This is a genomic window from Actinophytocola algeriensis (genome assembly GCF_014203735.1).
Taxonomy (GTDB): domain Bacteria; phylum Actinomycetota; class Actinomycetes; order Mycobacteriales; family Pseudonocardiaceae; genus Actinophytocola; species Actinophytocola algeriensis.
Genome location: NZ_JACHJQ010000002.1, coordinates 578,136 through 601,334, shown reverse-complemented (window position 1 = coordinate 601,334; position 23,199 = coordinate 578,136). Strand labels below are relative to the sequence as shown.

General features: G+C 71.9%; 28 protein-coding genes. 12 read left to right on the top strand and 16 right to left on the bottom strand.

Annotated features, from left to right (window positions below; translation table 11 throughout):
* Positions 1-8: 8 nt before the first annotated feature.
* The 7 genes from FHR82_RS08945 to FHR82_RS08915 form a co-directional block, all read right to left on the bottom strand.
* Positions 9-749 carry a hypothetical protein gene (locus FHR82_RS08945; protein ID WP_184809806.1) on the bottom strand — a complete coding sequence of 247 codons (741 nt, stop codon included), beginning with the start codon at positions 747-749 and terminating at the stop codon, positions 9-11.
* A 21-nt stretch (positions 750-770) separates the two neighbouring features.
* Positions 771-1,277, bottom strand: coding sequence for a polymorphic toxin type 33 domain-containing protein (locus tag FHR82_RS08940; protein WP_184809805.1), 507 nt, complete (start codon positions 1,275-1,277; stop codon positions 771-773).
* Between the two features lie 4 nt (positions 1,278-1,281).
* Positions 1,282-1,977, bottom strand: a complete 696-nt coding sequence (locus tag FHR82_RS08935) for a WXG100 family type VII secretion target (RefSeq protein ID WP_184809804.1) — start codon at positions 1,975-1,977, stop codon at positions 1,282-1,284.
* Positions 1,974-2,282, bottom strand: coding sequence for a type VII secretion target (locus tag FHR82_RS08930; protein WP_184809803.1), 309 nt, complete (start codon positions 2,280-2,282; stop codon positions 1,974-1,976). Before FHR82_RS08930 ends, FHR82_RS08935 begins: the two co-directional genes overlap by 4 nt.
* A gap of 2 nt (positions 2,283-2,284) precedes the next feature.
* Complete coding sequence (locus FHR82_RS08925) at positions 2,285-2,737, bottom strand: YbaB/EbfC family nucleoid-associated protein (RefSeq protein WP_184809802.1); 453 nt, start codon at positions 2,735-2,737, stop codon at positions 2,285-2,287.
* A 156-nt stretch (positions 2,738-2,893) separates the two neighbouring features.
* The gene (locus FHR82_RS08920; RefSeq protein WP_184809801.1) at positions 2,894-3,682 is read right to left on the bottom strand and encodes an IclR family transcriptional regulator; all 789 of its coding nucleotides are present in this window, start codon (positions 3,680-3,682) and stop codon (positions 2,894-2,896) included.
* 98 nt (positions 3,683-3,780) lie between these two features.
* The gene (locus FHR82_RS08915) at positions 3,781-4,116 is read right to left on the bottom strand and encodes a cupin domain-containing protein (protein WP_184809800.1); all 336 of its coding nucleotides are present in this window, start codon (positions 4,114-4,116) and stop codon (positions 3,781-3,783) included.
* A gap of 115 nt (positions 4,117-4,231) precedes the next feature.
* Here FHR82_RS08915 and FHR82_RS08910 point away from each other — a divergent pair, with 115 nt between their 5' ends.
* On the top strand, positions 4,232-4,780 hold the full coding sequence (locus FHR82_RS08910; protein ID WP_184809799.1) for a hypothetical protein: 549 nt from the start codon (positions 4,232-4,234) through the stop codon (positions 4,778-4,780).
* Between the two features lie 89 nt (positions 4,781-4,869).
* On the opposite strand, the gene FHR82_RS08905 is transcribed toward FHR82_RS08910, so the two are convergent.
* Both FHR82_RS08905 and FHR82_RS08900 read right to left on the bottom strand, forming a co-directional pair.
* Entirely contained in the window at positions 4,870-5,511 is a 642-nt protein-coding gene (locus tag FHR82_RS08905) for a C39 family peptidase (protein WP_184809798.1), read from the bottom strand.
* A gap of 143 nt (positions 5,512-5,654) precedes the next feature.
* Entirely contained in the window at positions 5,655-7,292 is a 1,638-nt protein-coding gene (locus FHR82_RS08900) for an ABC-F family ATP-binding cassette domain-containing protein (protein WP_184809797.1), read from the bottom strand.
* Positions 7,293-7,414: 122 nt separating this feature from the next.
* Between FHR82_RS08900 and FHR82_RS08895 the strand changes: the two genes are divergently transcribed.
* From FHR82_RS08895 to FHR82_RS08885, 3 genes are read left to right on the top strand one after another with little or no spacing between them, the layout of a single operon-like run.
* A complete protein-coding gene (locus tag FHR82_RS08895; protein WP_184809796.1) occupies positions 7,415-8,053 on the top strand; it encodes a nitroreductase family protein in 639 nt (212 codons plus the stop codon).
* A 1-nt stretch (position 8,054) separates the two neighbouring features.
* Positions 8,055-8,219, top strand: a complete 165-nt coding sequence (locus FHR82_RS08890; RefSeq protein WP_184809795.1) for a hypothetical protein — start codon at positions 8,055-8,057, stop codon at positions 8,217-8,219.
* On the top strand, positions 8,216-8,599 hold the full coding sequence (locus tag FHR82_RS08885) for a hypothetical protein (RefSeq protein WP_184809794.1): 384 nt from the start codon (positions 8,216-8,218) through the stop codon (positions 8,597-8,599). Before FHR82_RS08890 ends, FHR82_RS08885 begins: the two co-directional genes overlap by 4 nt.
* Positions 8,600-8,603: 4 nt before the next feature.
* On the opposite strand, the gene FHR82_RS08880 is transcribed toward FHR82_RS08885, so the two are convergent.
* Positions 8,604-9,755 carry an ROK family transcriptional regulator gene (locus FHR82_RS08880; RefSeq protein ID WP_184809793.1) on the bottom strand — a complete coding sequence of 384 codons (1,152 nt, stop codon included), beginning with the start codon at positions 9,753-9,755 and terminating at the stop codon, positions 8,604-8,606.
* A 96-nt stretch (positions 9,756-9,851) separates the two neighbouring features.
* On the opposite strand from FHR82_RS08880, the gene FHR82_RS08875 reads away from it, so the two are divergent.
* Genes FHR82_RS08875 through FHR82_RS08860 form a run of 4 tightly spaced genes read left to right on the top strand, consistent with a single transcriptional unit; the run spans position 9,852 to position 13,156 of the window.
* Positions 9,852-10,775, top strand: a complete 924-nt coding sequence (locus FHR82_RS08875; RefSeq protein ID WP_184809792.1) for a glutamate ABC transporter substrate-binding protein — start codon at positions 9,852-9,854, stop codon at positions 10,773-10,775.
* Positions 10,775-11,419, top strand: coding sequence for an amino acid ABC transporter permease (locus FHR82_RS08870; protein WP_184809791.1), 645 nt, complete (start codon positions 10,775-10,777; stop codon positions 11,417-11,419). The genes FHR82_RS08875 and FHR82_RS08870 overlap by 1 nt, the downstream gene beginning before the upstream one ends.
* Positions 11,416-12,210: an amino acid ABC transporter permease gene (locus FHR82_RS08865; RefSeq protein WP_184809790.1), complete on the top strand. Its 795-nt coding sequence runs from the start codon at positions 11,416-11,418 to the stop codon at positions 12,208-12,210. The genes FHR82_RS08870 and FHR82_RS08865 overlap by 4 nt, the downstream gene beginning before the upstream one ends.
* On the top strand, positions 12,203-13,156 hold the full coding sequence (locus FHR82_RS08860; protein ID WP_184809789.1) for an asparaginase: 954 nt from the start codon (positions 12,203-12,205) through the stop codon (positions 13,154-13,156). The genes FHR82_RS08865 and FHR82_RS08860 overlap by 8 nt, the downstream gene beginning before the upstream one ends.
* Here FHR82_RS08860 and FHR82_RS08855 read toward each other — a convergent pair whose 3' ends face one another.
* Complete coding sequence (locus FHR82_RS08855) at positions 13,157-13,528, bottom strand: VOC family protein (protein ID WP_184809788.1); 372 nt, start codon at positions 13,526-13,528, stop codon at positions 13,157-13,159.
* Positions 13,529-13,567: 39 nt separating this feature from the next.
* Here FHR82_RS08855 and FHR82_RS08850 point away from each other — a divergent pair, with 39 nt between their 5' ends.
* Positions 13,568-14,134: a TetR/AcrR family transcriptional regulator gene (locus FHR82_RS08850; protein ID WP_184809787.1), complete on the top strand. Its 567-nt coding sequence runs from the start codon at positions 13,568-13,570 to the stop codon at positions 14,132-14,134.
* 47 nt (positions 14,135-14,181) lie between these two features.
* Positions 14,182-14,829, top strand: coding sequence for a hypothetical protein (locus FHR82_RS08845; RefSeq protein WP_184809786.1), 648 nt, complete (start codon positions 14,182-14,184; stop codon positions 14,827-14,829).
* A 25-nt stretch (positions 14,830-14,854) separates the two neighbouring features.
* On the opposite strand, the gene hrpB is transcribed toward FHR82_RS08845, so the two are convergent.
* Positions 14,855-17,254, bottom strand: coding sequence for an ATP-dependent helicase HrpB (gene hrpB / locus FHR82_RS08840; protein ID WP_184809785.1), 2,400 nt, complete (start codon positions 17,252-17,254; stop codon positions 14,855-14,857).
* A 27-nt stretch (positions 17,255-17,281) separates the two neighbouring features.
* Here hrpB and ilvA point away from each other — a divergent pair, with 27 nt between their 5' ends.
* Positions 17,282-18,511, top strand: a complete 1,230-nt coding sequence (gene ilvA, locus FHR82_RS08835) for a threonine ammonia-lyase IlvA (protein ID WP_376706393.1) — start codon at positions 17,282-17,284, stop codon at positions 18,509-18,511.
* Here ilvA and FHR82_RS08830 read toward each other — a convergent pair.
* From FHR82_RS08830 to FHR82_RS08815, 4 genes are all read right to left on the bottom strand, one after another.
* Positions 18,495-19,052: a hypothetical protein gene (locus FHR82_RS08830; protein ID WP_225943800.1), complete on the bottom strand. Its 558-nt coding sequence runs from the start codon at positions 19,050-19,052 to the stop codon at positions 18,495-18,497. The genes ilvA and FHR82_RS08830 overlap by 17 nt on opposite strands.
* Before the next feature lie 106 nt (positions 19,053-19,158).
* Positions 19,159-20,187, bottom strand: coding sequence for an alpha/beta fold hydrolase (locus FHR82_RS08825; RefSeq protein ID WP_184809783.1), 1,029 nt, complete (start codon positions 20,185-20,187; stop codon positions 19,159-19,161).
* Between the two features lie 11 nt (positions 20,188-20,198).
* Positions 20,199-21,443, bottom strand: a complete 1,245-nt coding sequence (locus FHR82_RS08820; RefSeq protein ID WP_225943801.1) for an esterase/lipase family protein — start codon at positions 21,441-21,443, stop codon at positions 20,199-20,201.
* Positions 21,444-21,452: 9 nt separating this feature from the next.
* Positions 21,453-22,295: an alpha/beta hydrolase gene (locus tag FHR82_RS08815; protein ID WP_184809782.1), complete on the bottom strand. Its 843-nt coding sequence runs from the start codon at positions 22,293-22,295 to the stop codon at positions 21,453-21,455.
* Between the two features lie 155 nt (positions 22,296-22,450).
* Here FHR82_RS08815 and FHR82_RS08810 point away from each other — a divergent pair, with 155 nt between their 5' ends.
* On the top strand, positions 22,451-23,197 hold the full coding sequence (locus FHR82_RS08810; protein WP_221463575.1) for a 3-hydroxybutyrate dehydrogenase: 747 nt from the start codon (positions 22,451-22,453) through the stop codon (positions 23,195-23,197).
* The last annotated feature ends 2 nt before the right edge of the window (positions 23,198-23,199 follow it).

The window sequence follows — 23,199 nt, the reverse complement described above, 5'->3', positions numbered from 1 at the left end:
CGTCCAGCTCAGCGACTTCGCGGCGCCCGGTACGGCGCGCTGACGATCTCCGGCACGGACCGGCGGATCGTCAGGTCGATCTCGCCGTCCGGCGCGACCCCGCCCTGCAGTGCCACGCGGTCGACGGTCTCCTGCCAGAACGGCAGGTGCGACTCGACGACCTCGCTGCGGGCCAGCAGCGGCGAGTAGTTCACGCCGGCGATGAAGCCGTCGTCGGCGACGTCGACCGTCACCTCCTGCCAGCGCGAGTCCGGTGAGCCGGGTGCGCTGACCGTGATGCCGCGGGCGAAGTCCGACACCAGCCTGCGGGTCGCCTCGACGACCTGGGGGACCGTGTCGGTGGTCGCGAACGCGTACCGCTCGGACACCTGCGGGCCCGCGGCGAGGTACTGGCCGACGTCCGGGGCCTGGTTGGCCTGGGCGACGTCGACATCGCGGATCCACTCCGAGCGGCGGATGCCGAGCCAGCGGACCGCGTCCGGCGGTGCGTCGTCGTCGCCGAAGTCCTCGACCGGGTCGCTGCGGTACACGCCGAGGAACCGCATCGCGCCGCCGTGGTCGATGAGCGTCGTCAGCCACGGCGTGAACACGAAGTCCTCGCCGCGCAGCGCCGCGCTGAAGAACTCCACAGAGGACAGTTTGGCGTGGGCGACCCGCCGCAGCGTGGCCGGTGTCGGGCGCAACGTCGCGGGATCGCGCACGCGGAACCCGGGGTACCCGGCCGGCACGTTGTCGCTCTCCCTGGTCAACGCGTCACTCCCTCGAAATCATCAGTCAGCGTAGTCATCGACGTTCCCGACGTACTCGCCGGAGCGCGGGTCGGCGCCCTTGCGGACCGCCCAGATGTTGCCCGACCGGTCGACGTAGAGGTCGAAGTGGCTCATCGGGCCGGGCAGGTCACCCTTGACCTCGTGCGGGTCGACGCCGTTGCGCTTGAGCCACTTGTCGTCCCGTTTCTTCGGCACACCATCCGGTTGCGGCGTCGTGAAGTCGCCATTCGGATCAGCCGGGTCCCCGGGGTCGCCAGGATCACCGGGATCGCCCGGGTCGCCGGGGTCGTTCGGGTCGCTGGGACGGCTGCTGCTTGGCTGTCCCGCCGCCAGCTTCTCCCGCGCCGTCTGCTGCGCGGGCTGCACGGCCTTCGCCGGGGGTGGCGGGTTGCCGCCGTCGGGCCGGTTGCGGCCGGGTGGACCGCCCGGCGGGTCACCACCCGGTGGCCGCCGCTGGTGCAGCGCGAACCGGACGGCGAGCACGAGCAGCGCGAGGAGTGTCAGCATCGCCCTACCCGTCCAGGAGCTTCGTGAGGTTGGTGAGGCTGTTGATCAGGCCCATCGTGTAGGTGAGGATGCGCCCGGCCCACTTCACGACCGCCGCCGCGATCTGCGACGCGATCACCGGGATCGTCACCACGAAGATGGCCTCGACCGCCCACACGATCACCCGCGCGACGAGGTCGGCGATCAGGTCGCGCACGAGCTCGCGGGTCATCTCGACCAGCCCGCCGGCACCCTCGGTCGCCGCCGCGACGGCCGCCGAGATCGCGGCCAGCCCGCCGATCGCCTCGACGTTGTTGGCCATGAGTCGCTGGTAGGCGTTCGCGGCACCGCCGTGCCAGTCGGGCATGTCGTTCTTGACGTGCTGCTCGAGGTCGGTCGCCATGCTCTGCAGCTCGGTCGCCATGTTGTTCCAGGTCGCGGCGTGCGAGGCGACGACGTCCGGCTTGCCGGTCAGCTCGTCGAGCATCTCCCGCAGCGGCTCGAAGTACTCCATGGCCCAGCCGAGGCCGTTGGCGAGCAGCGCGCTGATCGGGTCCATGACGGTCGCGGCGACCTCGACGCCGAGCGTCGCGCCCGCGAGCACGTCGTCGACCCAGCCTTCGCTCTTGATCGCGTCGACCAGGCCCTCGATGCTGTCCGCGAGGCCGGAGCCGGTCCACACCTCACGGGACGACTCCACCGGTGCGACGAGGTCGTTCATCGCTCACCCGCGGCGTTGATGCGGCGCTCGTTGTCGTTGTCCATCGCGTCGTAGTCGTCCGCGCTCTCCCGCAGCTCCCGCGCTACGTCGCCGAGGTTGCGCTCCGCGAACGTGAGCAGGTCGTCCTGCGTGGCGTGGCGGCCCTCGAGGATGCCGGAGATCCACCCGCACAGCAGGCCGTACGCCTGGTCGTCCTGCGCGATGTGGGCGCTGGCCGCCTTGACCGCCTGGAAGCGCGCCATGATCGCCTCGACGTTCCCGGCGTGCGTGCGGAGCTGCTCGGTGTTGACGTCGTAGTCGCTCATGGCTACCGGCCCAGGTCGTCGCGGACGTCGAAGCCGTCCTCGTCGTCGGTGGCGGGGACGGCCGCCTGCTCGTCCCCGGACGGGGTGCGCAGCTGCCGGTCGACGCTCTCCGCGATCGCCCGCGCGGCGGCGGACTCGGTCCCGACCGTCTCCGCGATGATCTCCTGCGACCGGTCCGCGACCTTGTTCTTGGCATCACGGAGCGTGCCCATGATCGCCCGCGCGACGGCCGCCGGATCGGTCTGCTGGATCCGTTCGGTCAGCCGCAGATCCACCAGCGAACCGGTCGAGTCGACCGTGACCTCCGCCAGCCCGTTCGGGTCGGTGGCGGTGACCTGCACATCTTGCAGCTGGTCACTCATCGCCTTCGTGTCGGCGGCCAGTTTGTCGATCCGGCCCTTCCACGCGTCGAGCCGCTCCCGCGCGCCGTCCGGATCGAGGATGTTGCCGTTCATGTCTCCCCAGGGTCGCGTTCCGTGACTGCCTTCGCAGTGTAGGTAGCCGAACGGCGGCGAGTGGGTCGAACCGGGAATCCTTCCGGGGGATCGTCGTCCGCGACGAGGGCTACCCGTCGAGCCTCGCGGCCCGGACCTGCGGCGGGTCGCCCGGGATCACGTGGTTTCCGGGGGTGCGGCGAGCAGGACGGCCACGCGGCCGGTGGTCTTCGCCAGCAGGTCGGCCAGTTCGGGGAGGCGGTCGTCGGTGATGCGGACCGTCGGGCCCTGGATCGCGATGGCGCCCGCCACTCCGCCGCCCGGCAGGCGGACCGGAGCGGCGATGGCGCGGACGCCCGGGTTGCGTTCCTCGTCGTTGAGGGCCCAGCCGCGGTCGCGGACCAGTTCGAGCTCGGCGCGCAGCTGGTCGCGGTCGGTGATGGTGCGGTGGGTGGCCCGCACGAGGTCGCCGAGACCGGTGATCTGCGCGTCGATGTCGGCACCCGCGGCGAGCAGGCATTTGCCCATCGCCGAGACGTGCATCGGGACGCGGCTGCCCGACTCCTGGTTGAAGCGCAGCGGCTGCCGGGACTCCACGTCCAGCACCACGCGGACCTCGTTGCCCGCGCGGATGCCCAGGTTGATCGACTCGCCCGTCGCCGCCGCCAGTTCCTCCAGCAGCGGCAGGGCCTGGCGGTAGCCGAGGCGGCGCTCCGCCTTCCTGCCCAGCACCACCAGCGCCGGGCCCAGCTGGTACCGCTCGGTGCCCGGGTCCTGGACGAGCAGGCCCGCGTCCGCCAGCGTGCGGGCGAGGCGGTGCGTGGTGCTGACCGTCAGTCCCGCCCGCTGGGCCAGGTCCGTGATCCCGGCACCGCTGTCGGTGGCCTCCACGCATCGCAGCACGGCGAGCGCCCGCTCGACGGCCTGTGCGCCGGACCGCGGCTGACTGCTGGATGGGTCGGTCACCTCGGCATCCTCGCACGCCACCGCCGGTCCGGCCCGGGGCGGCGATGCGGACCCTTTGCCTGCCGGGAGGTCCTGCCGATCGACCTGGCTGACGGACCTCAGCGCAGCGAGACGGTCAGCAGCACCACGGCGTCGGTGATCGCGGTGAGGCCGTGGCGCTGGCGGGGGACCGCGGCGAGCTGACCGGCTTCCAGGACCCAGTCGCGGTCGCGGGTGTGCAGGCGCACCCGGCCGGTGACCACCTGGAGGGTCGCGGCCGGTGGTGCGTCGTGTTCGGCCAGGTCCACGGTTTCGAGCATGGCGATGAGGGTCGCGCGCTGGGCCAGGCCGGTGACGAGGGTGCGGGCGGCGCGGCGCGTGGCGTGCCGCTTCGCCTCCTCGAGCAGTTCGGCCGCCACGGTGTCCACCTGGCTGACCTCCGGGTGATCGGTCATCGAGCACGCTCCTGACGTCATCGGCAACCGGTAACCCCGGCCTTGTCGTAGGACCCTACCTTCGTAGGGTTGTGAGGTATTTCGGCCTGGTCGTACGTTCAAATCTGTCGGGGTATTGGCCCTCGAATTGTTTCATCGCTCGTGTTTCTTATCCCTGCTATCGAAGGAATGCGCGATGTCGAGGTTTGTCGTAAAAATGTTGACGGTGGCGGCTGCCGCCATCGGGTTCGTTTTCTTCGGGATTCCGGTTACCGCCGGTGCCGCTCCCGCGGACGACGCGCGGGCCGCGGACGTCACCGCGCAGGCATGGTCGTACCACATCGAATCGTCCTGCGGCGGATGGGAAGGATCGATCCGCCAGGGCGCGAACTACTGGGGTGACGTTACGGAGGGTGGCGGCACGCCGGTGCGGTGCCAGAACTCCGCGATCACCGACTGCGGATTCCTGGCCGAGGGAATCGAGGTCATGGACGTCCACGGAAATCTGATCGTGGTCGGCTGCAACTACGGTGCGGGCCAGTTGATCAAATTGTTCCCGGGTGCGGTGAACGACGCGGCGCTGCTCGCCGCGCACGAATTCGGGCACAACTGGTACGGGCATTCCTACGACGGTTGCGCGTCGTGGGCGAGCCCGACCGACGTGATGGCCACGACCATGTGCTGACCGGGTAGCGCCCGTGAACGCACAGGATGCCCCCGCCGGCAGGCGGGGGCATCCTGTGTCTCGGCCGGTGCCGACCGGCTCCGATCGGGTCAGAAGGCGTAGCCCTTCGGCGGGATGAGGGTGGCGAGCTGGCTGAAGTTCAACCAGTAGACGCCCAGCGAGAACTGTGCCGAGTCGGCGATCAGCACGGTGTTGTAGTTGGTGTCGTAGCCGACCACGGCGACGTAGTGGTACACGGTCTGGTTGGGCGGGTAGCCCGGCGGCTGGTTCCCCGGCGGCGCGACGATGTTCGCGACGACCGCGAACCCGGCGTCGATGTCGGCGATGATGTCGCGCCAGAGCTGATCGCGCTGCCACTGGGTGGGCGGATCGTTCGGCATCTCGCGGTATTCGTACGGCACGCCGAGGTTGGCCCGCAGCACGGTGGACACCTGGCTGATGTGGTCCGTGCCGCCGGTGTGGGTGCCGAGCTGGGCGGCCAGCGTGGCCTGGCTGGGCGGGTTGTTGGTGCGTGCCGAGATGGCGACCCTGGTGGCCGCCGGGCCGCACCAGTAGCCGGTCTCCTGCCACTGGTGCTGGAACGGAAGGATCTTCTCGACGCCCTGGGCCGACGACGCGGTCGCCGGCCCCGATGGTGCTTCGTTCGGGGCGGCGGCGGCACCGCCGACCAGCCCGAAGGTCCCGGCCAACGTGAGTACGAAGGCGGATATCACAACACGACGCATTGGCATCTCCCCGACCTGAATAGTTTTCCAACTCATACGTTAAGTGGAAAATAACTTGCCAAGGCAGCCGCCAGATGGAGCAATGCCGATGCTCGCGGGCAGGAACGTCCACGCGGGCGGCGTGACCGACCCCCCGGCGAGCCGGGGGGTCACTCCTCGGTCACGAGCCCGTCCGCGACGTGTACGTGGCGGTTCGTGTGGACCGCGTCCAGCATCCGGCGATCGTGCGTGACCAGCAGCAACGTGCCGGGGTAGTTCGCCAGCGCCGACTCCAGCTGCTCGATCGCGGGCAGGTCGAGGTGGTTCGTCGGCTCGTCCAGCACCAGCAGGTTCACGCCGCGGGCCTGCAGCAAGGCCAGCGCGGCACGGGTCCGCTCGCCCGGCGACAGGCTCTCCGCCGGCCGCATCACGTGGGCCGCGGTCAGGCCGAACTTCGCGAGCAACGTCCGCAGCTCCTGCGGCGTCGTCTCCGGCAGCTGCGCCTCGAACGTCGCGAGCAGCGCCCGGTCGTCGGTGAACAGCGCGCGGGCCTGGTCGACCTCGCCGATCCGCACCCCGGACCCGAGCGACGCCGTGCCATCGTCGAGCGGGACCCTGCCGAGCAGCGCGGCGAGCAGCGTCGACTTGCCCGCCCCGTTGGCGCCGGTGATCGCGACCCGGTCCGCCCAGTCGATCTGCAGGTTCACCGGGCCGAGCGTGAACGCACCGCGCCGCACCACCGCCCCGCGCATCGCCGCGACGACCGTGCCGGACCGGGGTGCTGCGGCGATCTCCATCCGCAGCTCCCACTCCTTGCGCGGCTCCTCGACCACCTCCATGCGCTCGATCATGCGGTCGGTCTGCCGGGCCTTCGCGGCCTGCTTCTCCGTCGACTCGACCCGCTTGTTCTTGCCGATCTTGTCGTTGTCGGGTGCCTTGCGGCGGGCGTTGCGGACACCCTTGTCCATCCACGCGCGCTGCGTGCGGGCCCGCAGTTCCAGCGACGCCCTGGTGTCGGCGAACTCCTCGTACCGCTCCCTGGCGTGCCGCCGCGCGACCTCGCGCTCGGCGAGGTAGGACTCGTAGCCGCCGCCGTAGACGTTCACCTGCTGCTGGTGCAGGTCCAGTTCGAGCACCGAGGTCACGGTCCGCGCCAGGAACTCGCGGTCGTGGCTGACCAGCACGGTCGCCGACCGCAGGCCGGTCACGAACCGCTCCAGGCGCGCGAGCCCGTCGAGGTCGAGGTCGTTGGTCGGCTCGTCGAGCAGGAACACGTCGTAGCGGGACAGCAGAAGCGACGCCATGCTCGCCCGCGCCGCCTGCCCGCCGGACAGCGACGTCATCGCCGCGTCCATGCCGACGGTCAGCCCGAGGTCGGCGACCACCTCGCCCACCCGCTCGTCGAGGTCGGCGCCGCCGAGCGCGAGCCACCGCTCCAGCGCGGTCGCGTAGTCCTCGTCCGCACCCGGTTTCCCGTCGGCGAGGGCCGCGGTGGCGGCGTCGAGGTCGGCCTGCGCGACGGTGACCCCGGTGCGGCGGCCGAGGAACGCGCGCACGGTCTCACCCGGCCTGCGGTCGGGTTCCTGCGGCAGGTAGCCGACGGTCGCGGTCGGCGGGCTCAGCCGGACGGACCCTTCTTCCGGCGGGTGCACGCCGCCGAGCACCCGCAGCAGCGTCGACTTGCCTGCCCCGTTGACCCCGACCAGCCCGACGACGTCGCCGGGCGCGACGACGAGATCGAGATCGGTGAACAGGACGCGGTCCCCGTGGCCCGCCGCCAGCCCTTTGGCGACCAGTGTTGCGCTCATCGGGACAGAGCCTAGATATGAGAAAACCCCGCGGTGCTGCCAGGTCGGGGGTCCGCCAGCACCGTGGGGTCACTGATGGCATCGCACCGCCCTGGAGATGCGTTACCAACTACGTTGAACGCATGACGCCGGAGGAGTTGCTGACCACCACCCGCACCGTCCGCAAGCGGCTGGACCTGACCCGCCCCGTCCCGTTGGACCTGGTCAAACGGGCGCTGACGGTGGCGCTGCAGGCCCCGAGCGGCTCGAACCGGCAGACCTGGGAATGGGTCGTCGTGACGGACGCCACTCAGCGCGCCCGGGTCGGTGCCGTGTACGCGAAGGCGTGCGAGGCGTACCTCTCGTCGTCCGGCGCCGCGGGCAGGCTCTTCGCGGACGACCCGTCCCGGTCGGTGGTGCAGCAGCGGGTGCACGACTCGGTCGCGTACCTGGCCGAACGGATGGGTGAGGTGCCGGTGCTGGTGATCCCGTGCCTGCGCACCGGGCGGGCCGAGCTGCCGGCCGGGAACCAGGCAGGTCTGTGGGGGTCGGTACTGCCCGCGGCGTGGAGCTTCATGCTGGCGGCGCGGTCCTACGGGCTCGGCACCGCGTGGACGACCCTGCACCTGACGTACGAGGACGAGGTCGCGGACATCCTCGGCCTCCCCGACGACGTCCACCAGGCCGCCCTGATCCCGACCGCGTACTACACGGGCGAGTCGTTCAAGCCCGCTCCGCGTCAGCCGCTGGACGAGGTCCTGCACGTCGACCGCTGGGCATGACATGGGCTGGGTGGTCGACATCCCGGTCGCGGAACCGTTGTCACACGAGCTGGTCCCGTTCCACGACGGCGGGTACGCGGCGCTCGTCTTCGTCATCGCCCGCGAGGCCGACACGCCGGACCTGCTGCGCGGCTTCCTGAACGACTGGCCGAGCATCACGACGTGACCGGCCGCCACGTCGCCGTCCTCACGCCCGCGCCCAACGGCGCGGCCCTGATCCGCCCTGGCGTGCGCGCACGGGGCCTCGCCCTGTTCGGCGACGAGACCCGGAACATCGCGCAGGTGAGCGCGGCCGCGTCGGCGCCGTGGTTCGCCAGGACCCTGCCCGGTGCTCCCGCGGAGCACGCCGTGGCCGTCACGACCGTCGCGACCCAGCCCGGTGCTCGCCCGGGTGCGGCGGGCCGACACCGAACTCGCGGGCTCACCGGGTTGCGTGCGCTCAACCGGGTCCGCGCACGGCTCGTGTTCGCCGCGCTGCTCGTGGAGGTGCTGGCACTGGCCGCGATGGCCGTCGCCGTGACGGTCTCGTTGTGGCCGATGCTGTAGGGGCTCAGCCGATCGCGGCGTTCACGCGTTCCGGGGCCAGCAGGTACTCCAGCATCAGGTGCGCCCCGCCCGTGACGCCCGCCAGCCTGCCCGTGCGGGTCGTGATCACCTGCAGGTCCTCGGTGGCCATGGGGAGGCAGCGTTCGTACAGGGTCGAGCGGATGCTCGCCACGAACGGCTCCGCGCGGCTGAACTGGCCGCCGACCACCAGCACGTCCGGGTTGAAGAAGTTCACGATCGTCGACAGGATCTCGCCGGTCGCGTGGCCCGCTTCGCGGAGCATGCGGGTGGTCACCGGGTGGGCGTCCCAGGCCAGCTCCACCACCTCGGCGGGGTCGCGCACGGCCACGCCCGCCGCGGTCAGGTCGCGGACCAGGGCCGCGCCGCTCGCCACCGCGTCCAGGCAGCCGTTGCGGCCGCAGGAGCACTCGACGTCCTCGCGGCCGCGCACCGCCAGGTGGCTGATGTCGCCCGCCGCGCCGACCGCGCCGTGGTGCAGGCGCCCGGACGCGATCACGCCGCAGCCGATGCCCGTGCCCGCCTTCACGAACACCAGGTGCCGTACCGGGTCCGCGCTGTGCTCGCCGACCGCCATCAGGTTAGCGTCGTTGTCGACGACCACCGGCAGGTCCGTGTGCGCGGCCAGGACCTCGCGCACGTCCACGCCGTTCCACCCCGGCATCCGCGACGGCGACACGACCCGCCCGGTCCGCGCGTCGACCGGGCCCGGCACGCCGACCGTGATGCCGCGCAACGGGATCGCCGGGTCGGCGAGCTGTGTCACCTCGGAGAACACCTGCGACAGCACCACCGACGGGCCGTCACCGATCCGCACCGGCTGCTCGTGCTCGGCGAGCAGCGTGCCGCACATGTCGAAGACCGCGAGCGACGCGTGGTGGCTGCCCAGGTCGACCGCCGCCACCGAGCCGGAGTCCGCGCGCAGCGCGAGCCGCCGTGGCCTGCGGCCGCCGTGGGACTTCCCGTCACCCGCCTCGCGCAGGTAGCCGTGGTCGATGAGCGCCTGCACCCGGCCCGCGGCGGTCGAGGCCGACACGCCGACGAGCCGTGCCACGTCGGACCGGGACGCCGCCGCCCCGGACCGGATCAGCCGCAGCACGCCGCCGGGGGAGTCGGGCGCGACCTGGGGACCAGTCATGGCCTCTTCATACCAGCTTGTTACGAACCAAGCTTGACTTGTTTCGATTTTTGGACTTACGGTTCCGACATCCGGCGTAAGGCGAAGGGACTCTCCATGAAGCGTCGCGTGCTCGTTGCCCTGACCGGCGCCCTCGCGGTGGTGCTCGCCGGGTGCGGCGGCGGAGGTGACTCGGCCGTGCCGCCCGCGGGTGGTGGCGCCGCGTCGAGCCCCGACCTGTTCGCGGACGCGCCCCAGGCCCCGGCCGACGCGATCCTGCCCGGCTCCACCATGGAGAAGATCAAGCAGCGCGGGAAGCTGGTCGTCGCGGAGGCGCTCGACGCGCCGCTGCTGTCCCAGCAGAACCCGTCGAACCCCGACGAGGTCACCGGCTTCGACGCCGACCTCGCGAAGCTGCTCGCCGTGTACATCCTCGGCAAGCCCGAGGTGGAGATCGTGCCGCCGGCGACCGAGACCCGCGAGGCGCTGCTCGCGAACGGCACGGTCGACGTCGTGTTCAACACGTACACGATCACCGAGGAGCGGGCCCAGCAGGTCGACTTCGCGGGCCCGTACTTCTCCTCCGGCCTGGCCGTGGCCGTGAAGAGCGACAACACCGACATCAAGGGCATCGACGACCTCGCGGGCAAGACCGTGATCGTCGGCGCCAACACCCCGGCCGTCACCGCGGTGCCCGAGAAGCAGCCGACCGCGAACGTGGTCCAGTTCGGCACCGACCCGCAGGCCGTGACCGCGCTGCTGCAGGGCCGCGGCGACGCCTACGTGCAGGACCTGACGCTGCTCGCCAGCAACGCCAAGGCCAACCCGCAGCTGAAGGTCGTCGGCAACCCGTTCACCACCGAGCCGTACGGCATCGGCCTGAAGCACGGTGACGCCGACTTCAAGAAGTTCGTCAACGACTGGCTGACGAAGATCCAGGACGGCGGCCAGTGGGCGACGGTCTGGGAGAACTCGCTCGGCACGGTCGTGGACGCGGAAGCGCCGACCCCGCCCGCGATCGGCTCGGTGCCCGGGTCCTGATGGGAGCACTGCTCGACAACCTCGCCCCACTGCTGCAGGGCCTGCTGACCACGCTGTGGATGGCGGCCCTGTCGGCGGTGGGCGCGCTGGTGCTCGGTGTGGTCGTGACGGCGATGCGTGTCAGCCCGATCCCGGTGCTGCGCGGTGTCGCCTTCGCGTACGTGCAGCTGTTCCTGAACATCCCGCTGCTCGCGCTGCTGGTGCTGTTCGTGTTCGCGCTGCCCGACGCGGGCCTGCTGATGCCGCTGCCGATGACCGCGGTCGTGGTGCTGGTCATCTACGAGGCGGCGTACGTCGCGGAGGCCGTGCGGTCGGGCGTGAACACGGTCGCGCTCGGGCAGGCCGAGGCGGCGCGGGCACTGGGGCTGACGTTCCGGCAGACCCTCGGGTCGGTGATCCTGCCCCAGGCGCTGCGCGCGGTCGTGCAGCCGGTCGGCAACGTGATGATCGCGCTGGTGATGAACACGTCGCTGTTCGCCGCCGTCGGCATCGTGGAGCTGACCTCGGCCGCGAACAAGACGAACCTCGTACACGCGCAACCGATCCCGATCTTCGTGGGCGCCGGGCTGACCTACATGGCGCTGGCGTTGTTGATCGGGCTCGGCACCGGGTGGCTGGAGCGGCGGGTGGCGATCCTGCGATGAGTTCTGTTCTCTACGACGCGCCGGGTCCGCGCACGCGTCGGCGCATTCTCGTCTGGTCGGTGCTCAGCGTGCTGGTGCTCGCCGGGCTGCTCGGCCTCGGGCTGTGGCAGTTCGCGTCACACGGGCAGCTCGACGCGGCCAAGTGGGCGCCCTTCACGCAGTGGCCCATCTGGGAGTACCTGTTCGTCGGGCTGCTCGGCACGCTCGAGGCGGCCGCGTACGTGGCCGTGCTGAGCGCGTTCGCCGGGATCTTCCTCGCCCTGGGCCGGCTTTCCCGGGTGAAACCGCTGCGGTGGGTCGCGACCGGGTACATCGAGATCGCGCGCACGCTGCCCGTGCTGCTGATGATCTACGTGACGCTGTTCGCGCTGCCGAGCGCCGGGGTGAACCTGCCGCTGCTGTGGAAACTGGTGCTGCCGCTGACGGTCGCGAACTCGGCCGCCTTCGCGGAGATCTTCCGCGCGGGCATCCTGAGCCTCCCGAAAGGACAGTCCGAGGCGGCGGTGTCGCTCGGGCTGTCCGGTGCGCAGACGATGCGGCACGTGGTGCTGCCGCAGGCGGTCCGGCACGTGACACCGTCACTGGTGAGCCAGCTGGTGAGCCTGCTGAAGGACACGTCGCTGGGCTACATCGTCGCGTTCACGGAACTGCTGTACCGCGCACAGGTGCTGTCCGCGTACAACCACCTGCTGGTGCAGACGTTCCTCGTGGTGACGTTCATCTACCTGGTGTGCAACGGAACGCTGTCGTTCGCCGCGCACCGGCTGCAACGCTGGGAGAGGCATGACTGAGCTGGCGGTCGTCGAGCGGTCCGGGTTCGTCGAGAGCAGGCACCACGGGACGCTCGTGGGGCTCGCGGCCGACGGGTCGGTCGCGGTGTCGCTGGGTGCGGTGTCCGCGCCGATCCTGCCGAGGTCGTCGACGAAACCGTGGCAGGCGGCGGGCTGCCGCGCCGCGGGACTGGAACTGTCGGTGGCCGGGACCGCGCTGTCGGCGGGCAGCCACACCGGCGAGGACCGGCACGTCGCGCTGGTGCGGGAGATCCTCGCGGGCGCGGGACTGTCCGAAGAGGACCTCCGCTGCCCAGCGGACTGGCCAGAGGACGAGGAGACCCGCCACCGGCTCAACCGCGCGGGCGACGGCCCGAGCCGCGTGCGGATGAACTGCTCTGGCAAACACGCGGCGATGCTCGCGACCGCGGTCCTCAACGGCTGGTCCACCCACGACTACCTGTCACCGGACCACCCGGTGCACAAGGCGATCCGCGAGCGCCTCGAGGCCGTGGCGGGTTCGGTGTCGCACGTGGCGGTCGACGGCTGCGGCGCACCGCTGTTCTCGACCACCGTGCCCGGCCTGGCCCGCGCGGCCCGCGCGATGGCGACGGCGTCCCTGAGCACCCCGGAGGGCGCGGTGGCGGCGGCCATGCGGGCCGAACCCGAGTACGTCGGCGGCAGGGGACACGAGAACAGCGAGTTCATGCGCCTCGTACCGGGCTCGATCTGCAAGGGCGGCGCGGAAGGGGTGCTGATGGCCGCCGCGGCGACCGGGCAGGCGGTGGCCATGAAGGTCGTCGACGGCAGCCCGCGCGCGACCACGCTGCTGGCACTGACGGTGCTGGGTGCGCTGGGCGTGAACGTGTCGGCCGCGACCGCGCTGGCCGAGCTGCCCATACTGGGCGGGGGAGTGCCGGTCGGCGAGATCCGCGTGAGCGACGAGGTCCGGGCGGCGCTGCGCTAGTCAGTCTAGACAGAACTCGTTGCCCTCGATGTCCTGCATCACGAGGCACGACTCGTTCTCTTCGTCAGCGACCAGCAGTTGATAACGTACCGCGCCGAGCGGGACCAGCCGTGCGCACTCGGCCTCGAGCGCGGCGAGGCGCTCGGCGCCCACGAGACCGGTGCCGACCCGTACGCACAGGTGCACACGGTTCTTGACGACCTTCCCCTCGGGCACGCGCTGGAAGTACAGCCGCGGGCCCACGCCTGTGGGATCGGCGCAGACGACTCCCGACTCGTGCAGCTCGTACCCCAGCACCTCGCACCAGAAACGGGCGACACGCTCGGGTTCGGCGCAGTCGAAGGTGACCTGGAACTGTTTGGCTGCTGGCACCGGTCCACCCTAGCGGGCCCTGCCTGCGAGGATGGGGCCATGGCACGCGTGGGCATGACCGCTGAGCGGCTGACGGTCGCGGCGGCGGAAATGGCCGACGAGGTCGGCTACGAGAACGTGACCGTCTCGGCGCTCGCCCGCAGGTTCGGGGTGAAGGACGCGAGCCTTTACTCGCACATCCGCAACGCCGCCGACCTGCGGGTCCGCGTGGCCGTGCTGGCACTCGCCGAGCTCGCCGACCGGGCCGCCGACGCGCTCGCGGGCCGGTCCGGCAAAGCCGCGCTCGTCGCGTTCGCCGACGCCTACCGGACCTACGCGAAAGAGCACCCGGGCCGGTATGCGGCGGGCCAGCTGCGGCTCGACCCGGAGACCGCCGCGGCCAGTGCCGCGCGCAGGCACTCGGACATGACGAAGGCGATCCTGCGCGGCTACGACCTCCCCGAGTCCGAACAGGTGCACGCGGTCCGGTTGCTGCACAGCACTTTCCACGGATACGTGACCCTGGAACGGTCCGGCGGCTTCGACCACTCCGGTCAGGTCGAGGAGTCGTGGCACCGCGTACTCGACGTCCTCGACCACACGCTGCGGAACTGGCCCGGCGAGTGATCGGCTAGCATCCCCCGGCGCAACCGGACCCGGGGATTGGATTGCCGATGACGAGCGGTACGCCGCAGCCACCTGACGAGGCCACACCCGCCACCGCCGCGGTGACCGCCGACTCGGTGGATCCCGGCAAGAGCACGGGGTTCGGCTTCGTCGCCCTGGTTCTGGGCGGCTTCGGTGGCGTGCTCCCGTTCCTCCCGGCGGACCTCGGCGACGCGCGTGCGTGGCTCCCGCTGCCGTTCGCACTGGCCGGTCTCGTCGTCGGGATCGCAGGCTGCAGCGGCCCGCGCCGGGGCAACGTGTGGGCGATCGTGGGATCGGTGGTGTGCGCGATCGCGGTCGGGCTGTCGACGGTCATGCTCATCGCCGCCCCTCGGAGCGGCAAGGACACCGCAGGCCCCGGCCACACAGAGGAAATCCTGCGCGACGAGCTGGACGTGCGTTTCGGCGACCGCCGCATCGACCCGGAGACGGGCTACCTGTACGTCTCGGTCACCTTGTACAACAAGGGCCCCTACACCGCCTCGTACGGCGTCACGATCGAGGTGAGCGGCGCTGACCTGTGCGAGGACAGCGTGAGCGCGTCACAACTGCCCCCCGGCGCCAGCCACCAGGGCGAGGTCGGCAGCTGCAGCAAGCCAAGCCAAGGACGCGAACTGCGTGTCCAGGTGAAGGAAGCACGCAAAGAGCCCTACTAGCTCGGCATCCCAGGGCACCGCGGCGTCAAGCCCGCCGGTTCAGCCGAGCCGTCGGGGCAGCGGTCGCCGGGTCCTCCGGCCACGGGTGCTTCGGATAGCGGCCCCGCAGCTCGGCACGCACCTGGCGGTAGCCCTCCCGCCAGAACGTCGCCAGGTCGCGGGTGATCGCGACCGGCCGGCCCGCGGGCGACAGCAGGTGCAGCAGCACCGGCACCCGGCCGTCGGCCACGGCCGGGGTGTCGAGCCAGCCGAACGTCTCCTGCAGTTTCACCGGCAGCACCGGGTCGTCCGCCGAGTAGTCGACCCGGACCCGCGCACCCGACGGCACCTGGATGCGGTCCGGCGCCAGCTCGTCGAGGCGACCGGCCGCGGGCCAGGGCAGCAGCCGCTGCAAGGCGCCGTGCGTGTCGACCTTCGCGAGGTCGGCGCGGCGGCGGGCGGTCGCCAGTTCCGGGCCGAGCCACACGGGAGCGGCTCGCAGCAACGCGTCGTCGTCCACCGCGGGCCACGGGTCGCCGAGCGCGCGGTGCAGCAACGCGAGCCGCTGCCGCAGCCGGGTCGCGGATTCGTGCCACCGCAACAGGTCCAGCCCTTCGGCGCGCAGCCCGTCGACCAACGCGGCGCGCACCCGCTCCGGGTCGGGGTCCGGCAGCGGCCGCGCACGCAGCACGATCGCACCGAGTCGGCGGACGTGCCGGGCCACCACGTCCCCGTCCGCCCAGCCGATCTCGTCCACTTCGGACAGCAGGGCGGGCGCGGCGCGTTCGGCCAGTGCCTGGTCCGCGCGGGCGGCGAGCCGGATCTTGCCCTGCGTGCGGCCGGGTTGCCGGTCGGCGCTCGCGACCGCGAGCCACTCGGCGTCCGCGCTGCCGTCCAGTTCCGCGGCCGTGCCGCCGGCCATGAGGTACACGTGCGAGCCGGGTGCCCTGCGGCGCGCGAGCCGCTCCGGGTGCGCGAGGGCCACGACCAGCGCGGGGTCGGGTGTCCCGGGGCGACCCTTCGGCACGAGCGCGGCGAGCCTGCGGACCTCGCGTGCCCACCGCCGGTCGCCGTCGCGCCGCAGCCTGCGCAGCGTGTCCTCGACGGACGTGCCGGTGGCGAGCGTGTCGTCGTCCAGCAGCGCGACGACCTCCGCGGCCGCGGTCGCACCCACCGCCTCGGCGCCGTCGAGCAGCGCCCGCGCCAGGCGGGGATGCAGGCCGACGTCCGCGATCCGCCTGCCGCGGCCGGTGACCGCGCCGTCGGCGCCGAGCGCACCCAGTGCGGTGAGCACGGCCCGGCCTGCCGCGAGCGCACCCGCCGGCGGCGGGTCCCACCAGTCGAGGGCCGAGCCGTCCGGGGTGCCCCAGCAGGCCAGCTCCAGCGCGAGCCGGGTGAGGTCGGCGGTGCGGATCTCCGGTTCGGGCTGGGCGGGCAGCGTGGCGTGCTCGTGCTCGGCCCAGCAGCGGTACACGCGGCCGGGTGCCTCGCGGCCCGCGCGCCCGGCCCGCTGTTCGGCCACCGACACCGACACGCGGGTGGTGACGAGCCCGGCCAACCCGCGCCGGTGGTCCATCCTCGGCACCCGTGCCAGCCCGGAGTCGACGACCGCCCGCACGCCCGGCACGGTGAGGCTGGACTCGGCGACGGCCGTGGCGAGCACGACGCGGCGCGCCGTGCCCGGGGTCAGCGCGGCGTCCTGCTTCGCGGCGGGCAGCCTGCCGTGCAGCGGCACCGTTCGGACCCCGGACAGCAGCCCGGTCACCCGGTTGATCTCGGCGGCGCCCGGCAGGAAGACCAGCACGTCGCCGTCCTGCTCGGACAGTGCGGTGTGGACGGTGCGAGCCACGAGCTGCTCGATCCGCTCGCGGCGGGCGGGCGGCGTGTAGGTGGTCGTGACCGGGTAGGTCCGGACGTGGGCCTCGATCACCGGCGTGCCGTCGCCCAGCAGCGTGGCGATCCGGTCGGTGGCGACGGTCGCGGAGGTGGCGAGCAGCCGCAGGTCGGGCCGCAGCCCGGCGCGGGCGTCGAGCAGGAGCGTGAGCAGCAGGTCGGCATCGAGGTGACGCTCGTGGATCTCGTCGAGCAGCACCGTGTCGACGCCATCGAGGGCCGGGTCGTGCTGGAGGCGCCGGACCAGCAGACCGGTCGTGACGACCTCGATCCGCGTGTCCTTCGACGTCTTCCGGTCGCCGCGCACCGCGTACCCGACCGTCCGGCCGACGGGCTCGTCGATCAGCTGCGCCATCCGGGTGGCGGCCGCCCGCGCGGCGAGCCTGCGTGGCTCGGCCACCACCACCTTCCCGGTCAGCGCCAGCGGCAAGACCGTGGTCTTGCCGGTGCCGGGCGGCGCGACCAGTACCGCGGTGCCGTGCCGGTCGAGGGCGTCGGTGACGTCGTCGAGGACCGCGCGGATCGGCAGGTCGGGCAGGTGGGCGGGAAGCACGAGGTGAGTCTAGGTATGGTCACGCGGGTGGTCTCGAAAGTGGACGTCGCCGACGCGGCGGAGCGGTTCGCGGGGGTGATCCCGCCCAGCCTCCTGCAGCGCAACGAGCGGCTCTCCGTGCGGCACGACCTGGACGTGTGGCTCAAGCGGGAAGACCTGAACGCGGTCCGGTCCTACAAGGGGCGCGGGGCGTTCAACTTCATCAGCGTGCTCGACCGCGCCGCCAGGGAGCGGGGCGTGGTCTGTGCGAGCGCGGGCAACCACGCGCAGGGCGTGGCGTTCGCGTGCGCGTCGCTGGGTGTGCGGGCCACGGTGTACCTGCCGCGCACGACCCCTCGTCAGAAGCGTGGCCGGGTGGCGGCGCTCGGTGGCAGGCACGTGACGGTCGTGGTCGAGGGCGAGACGTACGACGAGGCGTCGGCCGCGGCGTCAGCTCATGCGGCCGCCACGGGCATGACACTGATCCCGGCTTTCGACGACCCGCGCACCATCGCGGGCCAGGGCACGGTCGTGGCCGAGATCGTGGCGCAGCTCGGCCGCCTCCCGGACACCCTGGTGGTCCCGGTCGGCGGCGGTGGCCTGCTGGCGGGCACCCTGGCGTGGCTCGGCTCCGGCACGCGGGTGGTCGGCGCGGAGCCCGCTGGCGCGGCGAGCATGGCGCACGCACTGGCGTCAGGTGGTCCGGCGCCGTTGGCCGACCTCGACCCGTTCGTGGACGGCGCCGCGGTCCGGCAGGTGGGCACGCACACCTACGCGCTCGCGGCCGAGCACCGGCCGCGCCTGGTGGCGGTGCCGGAAGGCCAGATCTGCGTGGAAATGCTGGACCTGTACCAGTCGGACGGCATCATCAGCGAACCCGCGGGCGCTCTGGCCTCGGCGGCACTGACCGGGCTCGACCTGCCCTCCGGCGCGACGGTCGTGTGCGTCCTGTCGGGCGGCAACAACGACGTGAGCCGGTACGCGGAGATCGTCGAGCGGGCGCTGGTCTTCGAGGGGCGCAAGCACTACTTCCTGGTCGAGTTCCCGCAGGAGCCGGGCGCGCTGCGCCGCTTCCTGGACGACGTGCTGGGCCCGGACGACGACATCACGCTGTTCGAGTACGTGAAGCGCAACAACCGGGAGTTCGGGCCCGCGCTGGTCGGGATCGAGCTGGGCGCCCCGGAGAACCTCGCCGCGATGCTGAAGCGCATGGAGGCCGCGCCGCACCGCATCGAGCGGGTGCCGCCGGACAGCCCGCTGTTCACGTTCCTGGTCTGACCGGCAGGTAGGGCTCGAAGTGGTCGGCGACGACGTCTGCCACGGCGTCCGCGTCACGGGTGCCGTCGACCTCGAGCACGCGGATGCCGAGCCGCGTGGCGGCATGGACGGCGTCCTCGGTGACGAGCCGGTCCCGCTCGAGCCGGTTCCGCTGTGCCCGGACGGGATCGCTGACCCGGTGGCCTGTCGTGCCCGCCCTCGGCAGCACGCGGAGCTGGTGCTCCCGGAACTCGTCGGTGGGCACCATCACCAGCATCCGGCGCGGTGAGTCGAGGATCGGCGTGACGAACTCGGGACGCAGGCCCCAGCCTTCGGCGAGGACCGGCTGCCCGGACACGAGCGCACGCAGGTCGTCCAGCACCCACTCGAACCGGACCGGGAAGTCGGCCAGCGTCCTGGCGGCCATCTCCTCGGGCGTGGGGTCGACCCACACCGCGTCCGGGTGCGGTTCCTCCGGCGGCTCGCCGAGTGCCAGGCGCCGGGCGACACGGCGGTCGTTGTGCGCCCGGCCGTCCTGGTAGTCGTAGTGGTAGGCGGTCATGCCGTACCGGGCCGCGAGGATCCTGGCGACCGTGGACTTGCCCGCCCACTGGCCACCGCCGATCCACAGCGCGTCGTGGATCGTGCCGAAGGGGTCCCAGACCGTCTCAGCCGCGGGTCAGTCCTTTGTGGATGGCCGCGGCGAACTCCGCCGGGCGTTCGACGTGCGGGCTGTGGCCCGTGCCGGGGAAGACGATCTCCTCGTACGTGCCACCCGCCGCAGCATACCGGTCCAGCACCGCCCGGGTCTGCGTCACCATCGGCTGCGGGGCATGGGTTTCCGCGCCCGGCCAGCCCGGGATCGCGCCCAGCTGCCCCAGGTGCGCCAGGTCGAACATCGACGTGTCCGACACGATCTGGTCGTCGGCGCCCCGCAGCCACAGGATGGGTGGCTTCGGATCGATCGTGTGCAGGTCGTCGACGCGGAAGTGGTTCGGGGCCATGGTGTTCAGCACGCCCCTCGGACCAGGGGCCGCGCCGGGCCAGGCGTCCGACGGGACCGAGTCGCCCGGGTAGTTGTCCTCGCCGGTGCGGGTGGTCAGCATCGACTCCACGAACTCGTCCTCGTCCGCCGCAGGGACCGTGCCGTGCACGTAGAACGTGTTCATGATCGTCCGCGGGGAGGTCTGCTCGCTCCCGCGGTCGCCGTCGGCAAGGCGTTGCACGAACTCCGGGTTCGCGCCGGCCGCCCCCGCACCCGCGCCGTCCGGGGAGATCAGGGTGCCCTCGGGACCGGTGGTGCCGCCGAAGCCGTACGGCGACACCGGGTTCACCAGTGTCAGTGTGCGGACCAGTGCCGGGTGGTCGCGCAGCAGCTGCATGAGCACGCCCCCGCCCATGCTCCAGCCCACGTAGTGCGCGGGGCCGAGGTCCAGGGACACCACGTCGTCCGTGAAGTCGCGCAGGCCCCGCGTCGCGTCGACCGGCAGCGGGTCCGTGCCGCCGAAGCCGCGCAGGTCCACCGCCAGCGGGCGGTAGCCGGCGGGCAGGTCCAGCATCTGCCGCTGCCAGAACAGGCTCGAGGACACGTTGCCGTGCACGAACACCACCGGGTCGCCCGCGCGGCCGTCGACCGACAGGACCTGAGCCGTGAGGCGGGGCGTGGTCACCCGCGTCGCCGTGATTCCGTCCAGCATGTGCGTTCTCCTCAGGCCAGCCAGCTCACGACCTGCGACATCGACGATGTCGCCCAGCCCAGCTGCAGGTGGTTCACGGTCGAGACCAGCGCGGTGCCGCCCACGGTCGACACGCCCGCGGTGGACAGTGCGCTCGCGACGAACACGATGCCGTCACTCGGGCCGCGGGTCTCGTTCCACACGCCGACGATGTTCGGTGCGCCGCCCGCCAGCAGGTACACCGACACCGCCGACGGGGTGCCCGCGTTCTGGATCGTGGAGATCAGCGAGCCGGCGTTGATCGCCGCCTGGATGCCGGGACCGTCCGTGTAGAAGCCCTGGCCGCCGTAGTACGTGGTGTACCAGTCCTGCGCGCTCGTGTTGACGCCGAACGTGCCGTCCCACCGCGCCAGCATCTGCCGCTGACCGGGGTACGCGTCGAACCCGCCTGCCGGCGTGATCGACAGCTCCGGGTGGTAGGTGTACTGGCCGTAGCACGTCATCCTGGTGTGCGGGGACGGCGCGTTGATGGCACCGCCGCACTCCGGCCAGATCGAGAAGTCGTGCGCCCAGCCGTGGGCGAACGGGTAGTCGTAGCCGCCGTTCGGCCCGCCGAGCGTGACCAGCTTCCGCACGTCACCCGCGTAGTTCCGGCCCCAGGACGGCTTCACCGACGACACGTACATCCGCGACGACATCATGCCCTTGCTCCACCCGACGACGTCCACCTTGGACACGCCGAGCCGGGACTTGATGACCGCGATCGCGTCGCCGACCTGCTGCGCCTGCTGCCGGTTGTCGCCCTGCTTGTGTGCGAAACCGATGGCGAACACCTTGTAGCCGCGGGCGTTCAGGTACTGCATCAGACCCGTCGACGGGCAGGTCGCCGAACCGCAGCCGAAGCCGCCGGACTCGTTCGGGTTGGCCCACGCGCGGTCCGGGTTGTCGTTCGCGCCGTGGACGAGCAGCACGGGCGTGGCCTTCGTGCCGGTCTGCCAGCCGGGCGCGGAGTACAGCAGGAACCGCGACGACGACGGCCGCGCCACGTTCCCGAAGAACGTCCTGCGCTGGCCGTCCTGGTCACCCCGGCCGTCCGGCGGGTACTGCTCGTCGGAGAAACCGGCCGTGGTGTCGCGGTACCGGTCGACCTTGGCCCACCCGTTCGCGACGGACGTGTAGGTGGCCTCGAGGGTCAGGTAGGCGGGGTCGGCGGCGGCCGGGGCGACCGGCACGAGTAAACCGAGCGCCAGCAGCGCCACGGCCAGGATGCGTCTCAACAGGTCTCCTCAGGACAGTGCGGCGGCGACGGCACGTGCGCCGTCCTCGCCGAGCAGGATCGTGTAGTGGTTGGTGCCGGGCACGGTCGTCACGTCGAGACCGATCGCGGCCGGGTCCGGGTAGAGGCCTCGGGGCTCGTCGAACATGCCGCGCCCGGCCCGCAGGAACACGGTGTCGCGCGGCAGCGCCTCGTACGCCGCGAGCGGTTCGGCGCCCTTGTGCAGGTCCACGAAGTCGGTGCGGACCGCGTCGCCGTTCACCTTGCTGTGCAGCTCGGGTTCCGCGCCGGTCAGGTCGTAGTCCACATAGGACTCGATGGCGTCGTGCCACACCGCGAACGACGGGTGCCGCTGCCAGAAGTCGTGGTACTCCGCGTGCGACGCGAACCGCATCGACAGGCGCGCCACCGCCGGGCCGAGCGCGGTCTCGATGTCCACGCCGTCGGGCAGGGCCAGGGGCGCGCCGCCGTCGACGAGCACGAGCCGAGACACGCGGTCGGGGTACCGGTGTGCCAGCACCGATGCCACGAACCCGCCCATCGAGTGTCCGGCCACGATCGCCCGCTCGATGCCCAGTGCGTCCAGCACGGCGACGCAGTCCGCCGCGTGCGCGGCCATCCCGTACGGCCCGGGCAACGTCCCGCTGCCACCGCGGCCACGCAGGTCGGGCGCCACGACCGGCCCCGGCACCAGCGGCGCGACCATGCCCCACGCCAGGTGGTTCGCCGTGATGCCGTGGATCGCGAGCACGGGCGCTGAGTCCCTGGGCGCTGAGTCCCCGGGCCACTGGCCGATCGTCAGCTCGCCCCCGGGCACGGGCACAGCGGACACCGCGGGAGACACCACTGTCATGGCACGTACCCTCGCTCGCGCGCACCCGCCGGTCAACGTGGCGGGCCGCCACCCCGTCGGGAACGTACATGTGGCCGCCCCACACGGCCGACCGGCCGAGTATGGATGCGGCAGCCGTGGAACCCCGTCCCATGGGCGTCGTAGGTTCACCAACCATGAGTGCTGGGGATCTGATCGGACGGCGGGCGCTGGTGACCGGCGCGGCCAGCGGCATTGGACGGGCATGCGCGGCGCGGCTGGTGGCCGCCGGGGCGAAGGTGGTGGCCGCGGACCGGGACGCGGACGCGCTGGCCGCCATCGACCTGGACGTCGAGCCGGTGGTGGTGGACCTCGCCGACCTCGACGCGGTCGACCGGCTGGACCTGGCCGTCGACATCGTGGTCAACAACGCCGGGCTGCAGCACGTCGCGCCGATCGAGGAGTTCCCGCCGGAGCGGTTCTCCTACCTGCTGCGGGTGATGCTGGAGGCGCCGTTCCGGCTGGTGCGTGGCGCGCTGCCACACATGTACGAGCGGAACTGGGGCCGGATCGTCACGATCTCCAGCGTGCACGGGCTGGTCGCGTCGCCGTACAAGTCGGCGTACGTGGCCGCGAAGCACGGCGTCGAGGGCCTGTCGAAGGTGATCGCGATGGAGGGCGCCGCGCACGGCGTGACCTCGAACTGCGTGAACCCGGCCTACGTCCGCACCCCGCTGGTGACGAACCAGATCGCCGCGCAGGCGAAGAGCCTCGGCATCCCCGAGGAGCGGGTCATCGACGAGGTCATGCTCGAACCGGCGGCGGTCCGGCGGCTCATCGAGCCTGAGGAGGTCGCCGAACTGGTCGCCTACCTGTGCTCCCACGCGGCGTCGGCCATCACAGGTGCGTCGATGAAGATCGACGGCGGATGGACCGCGCACTGAGC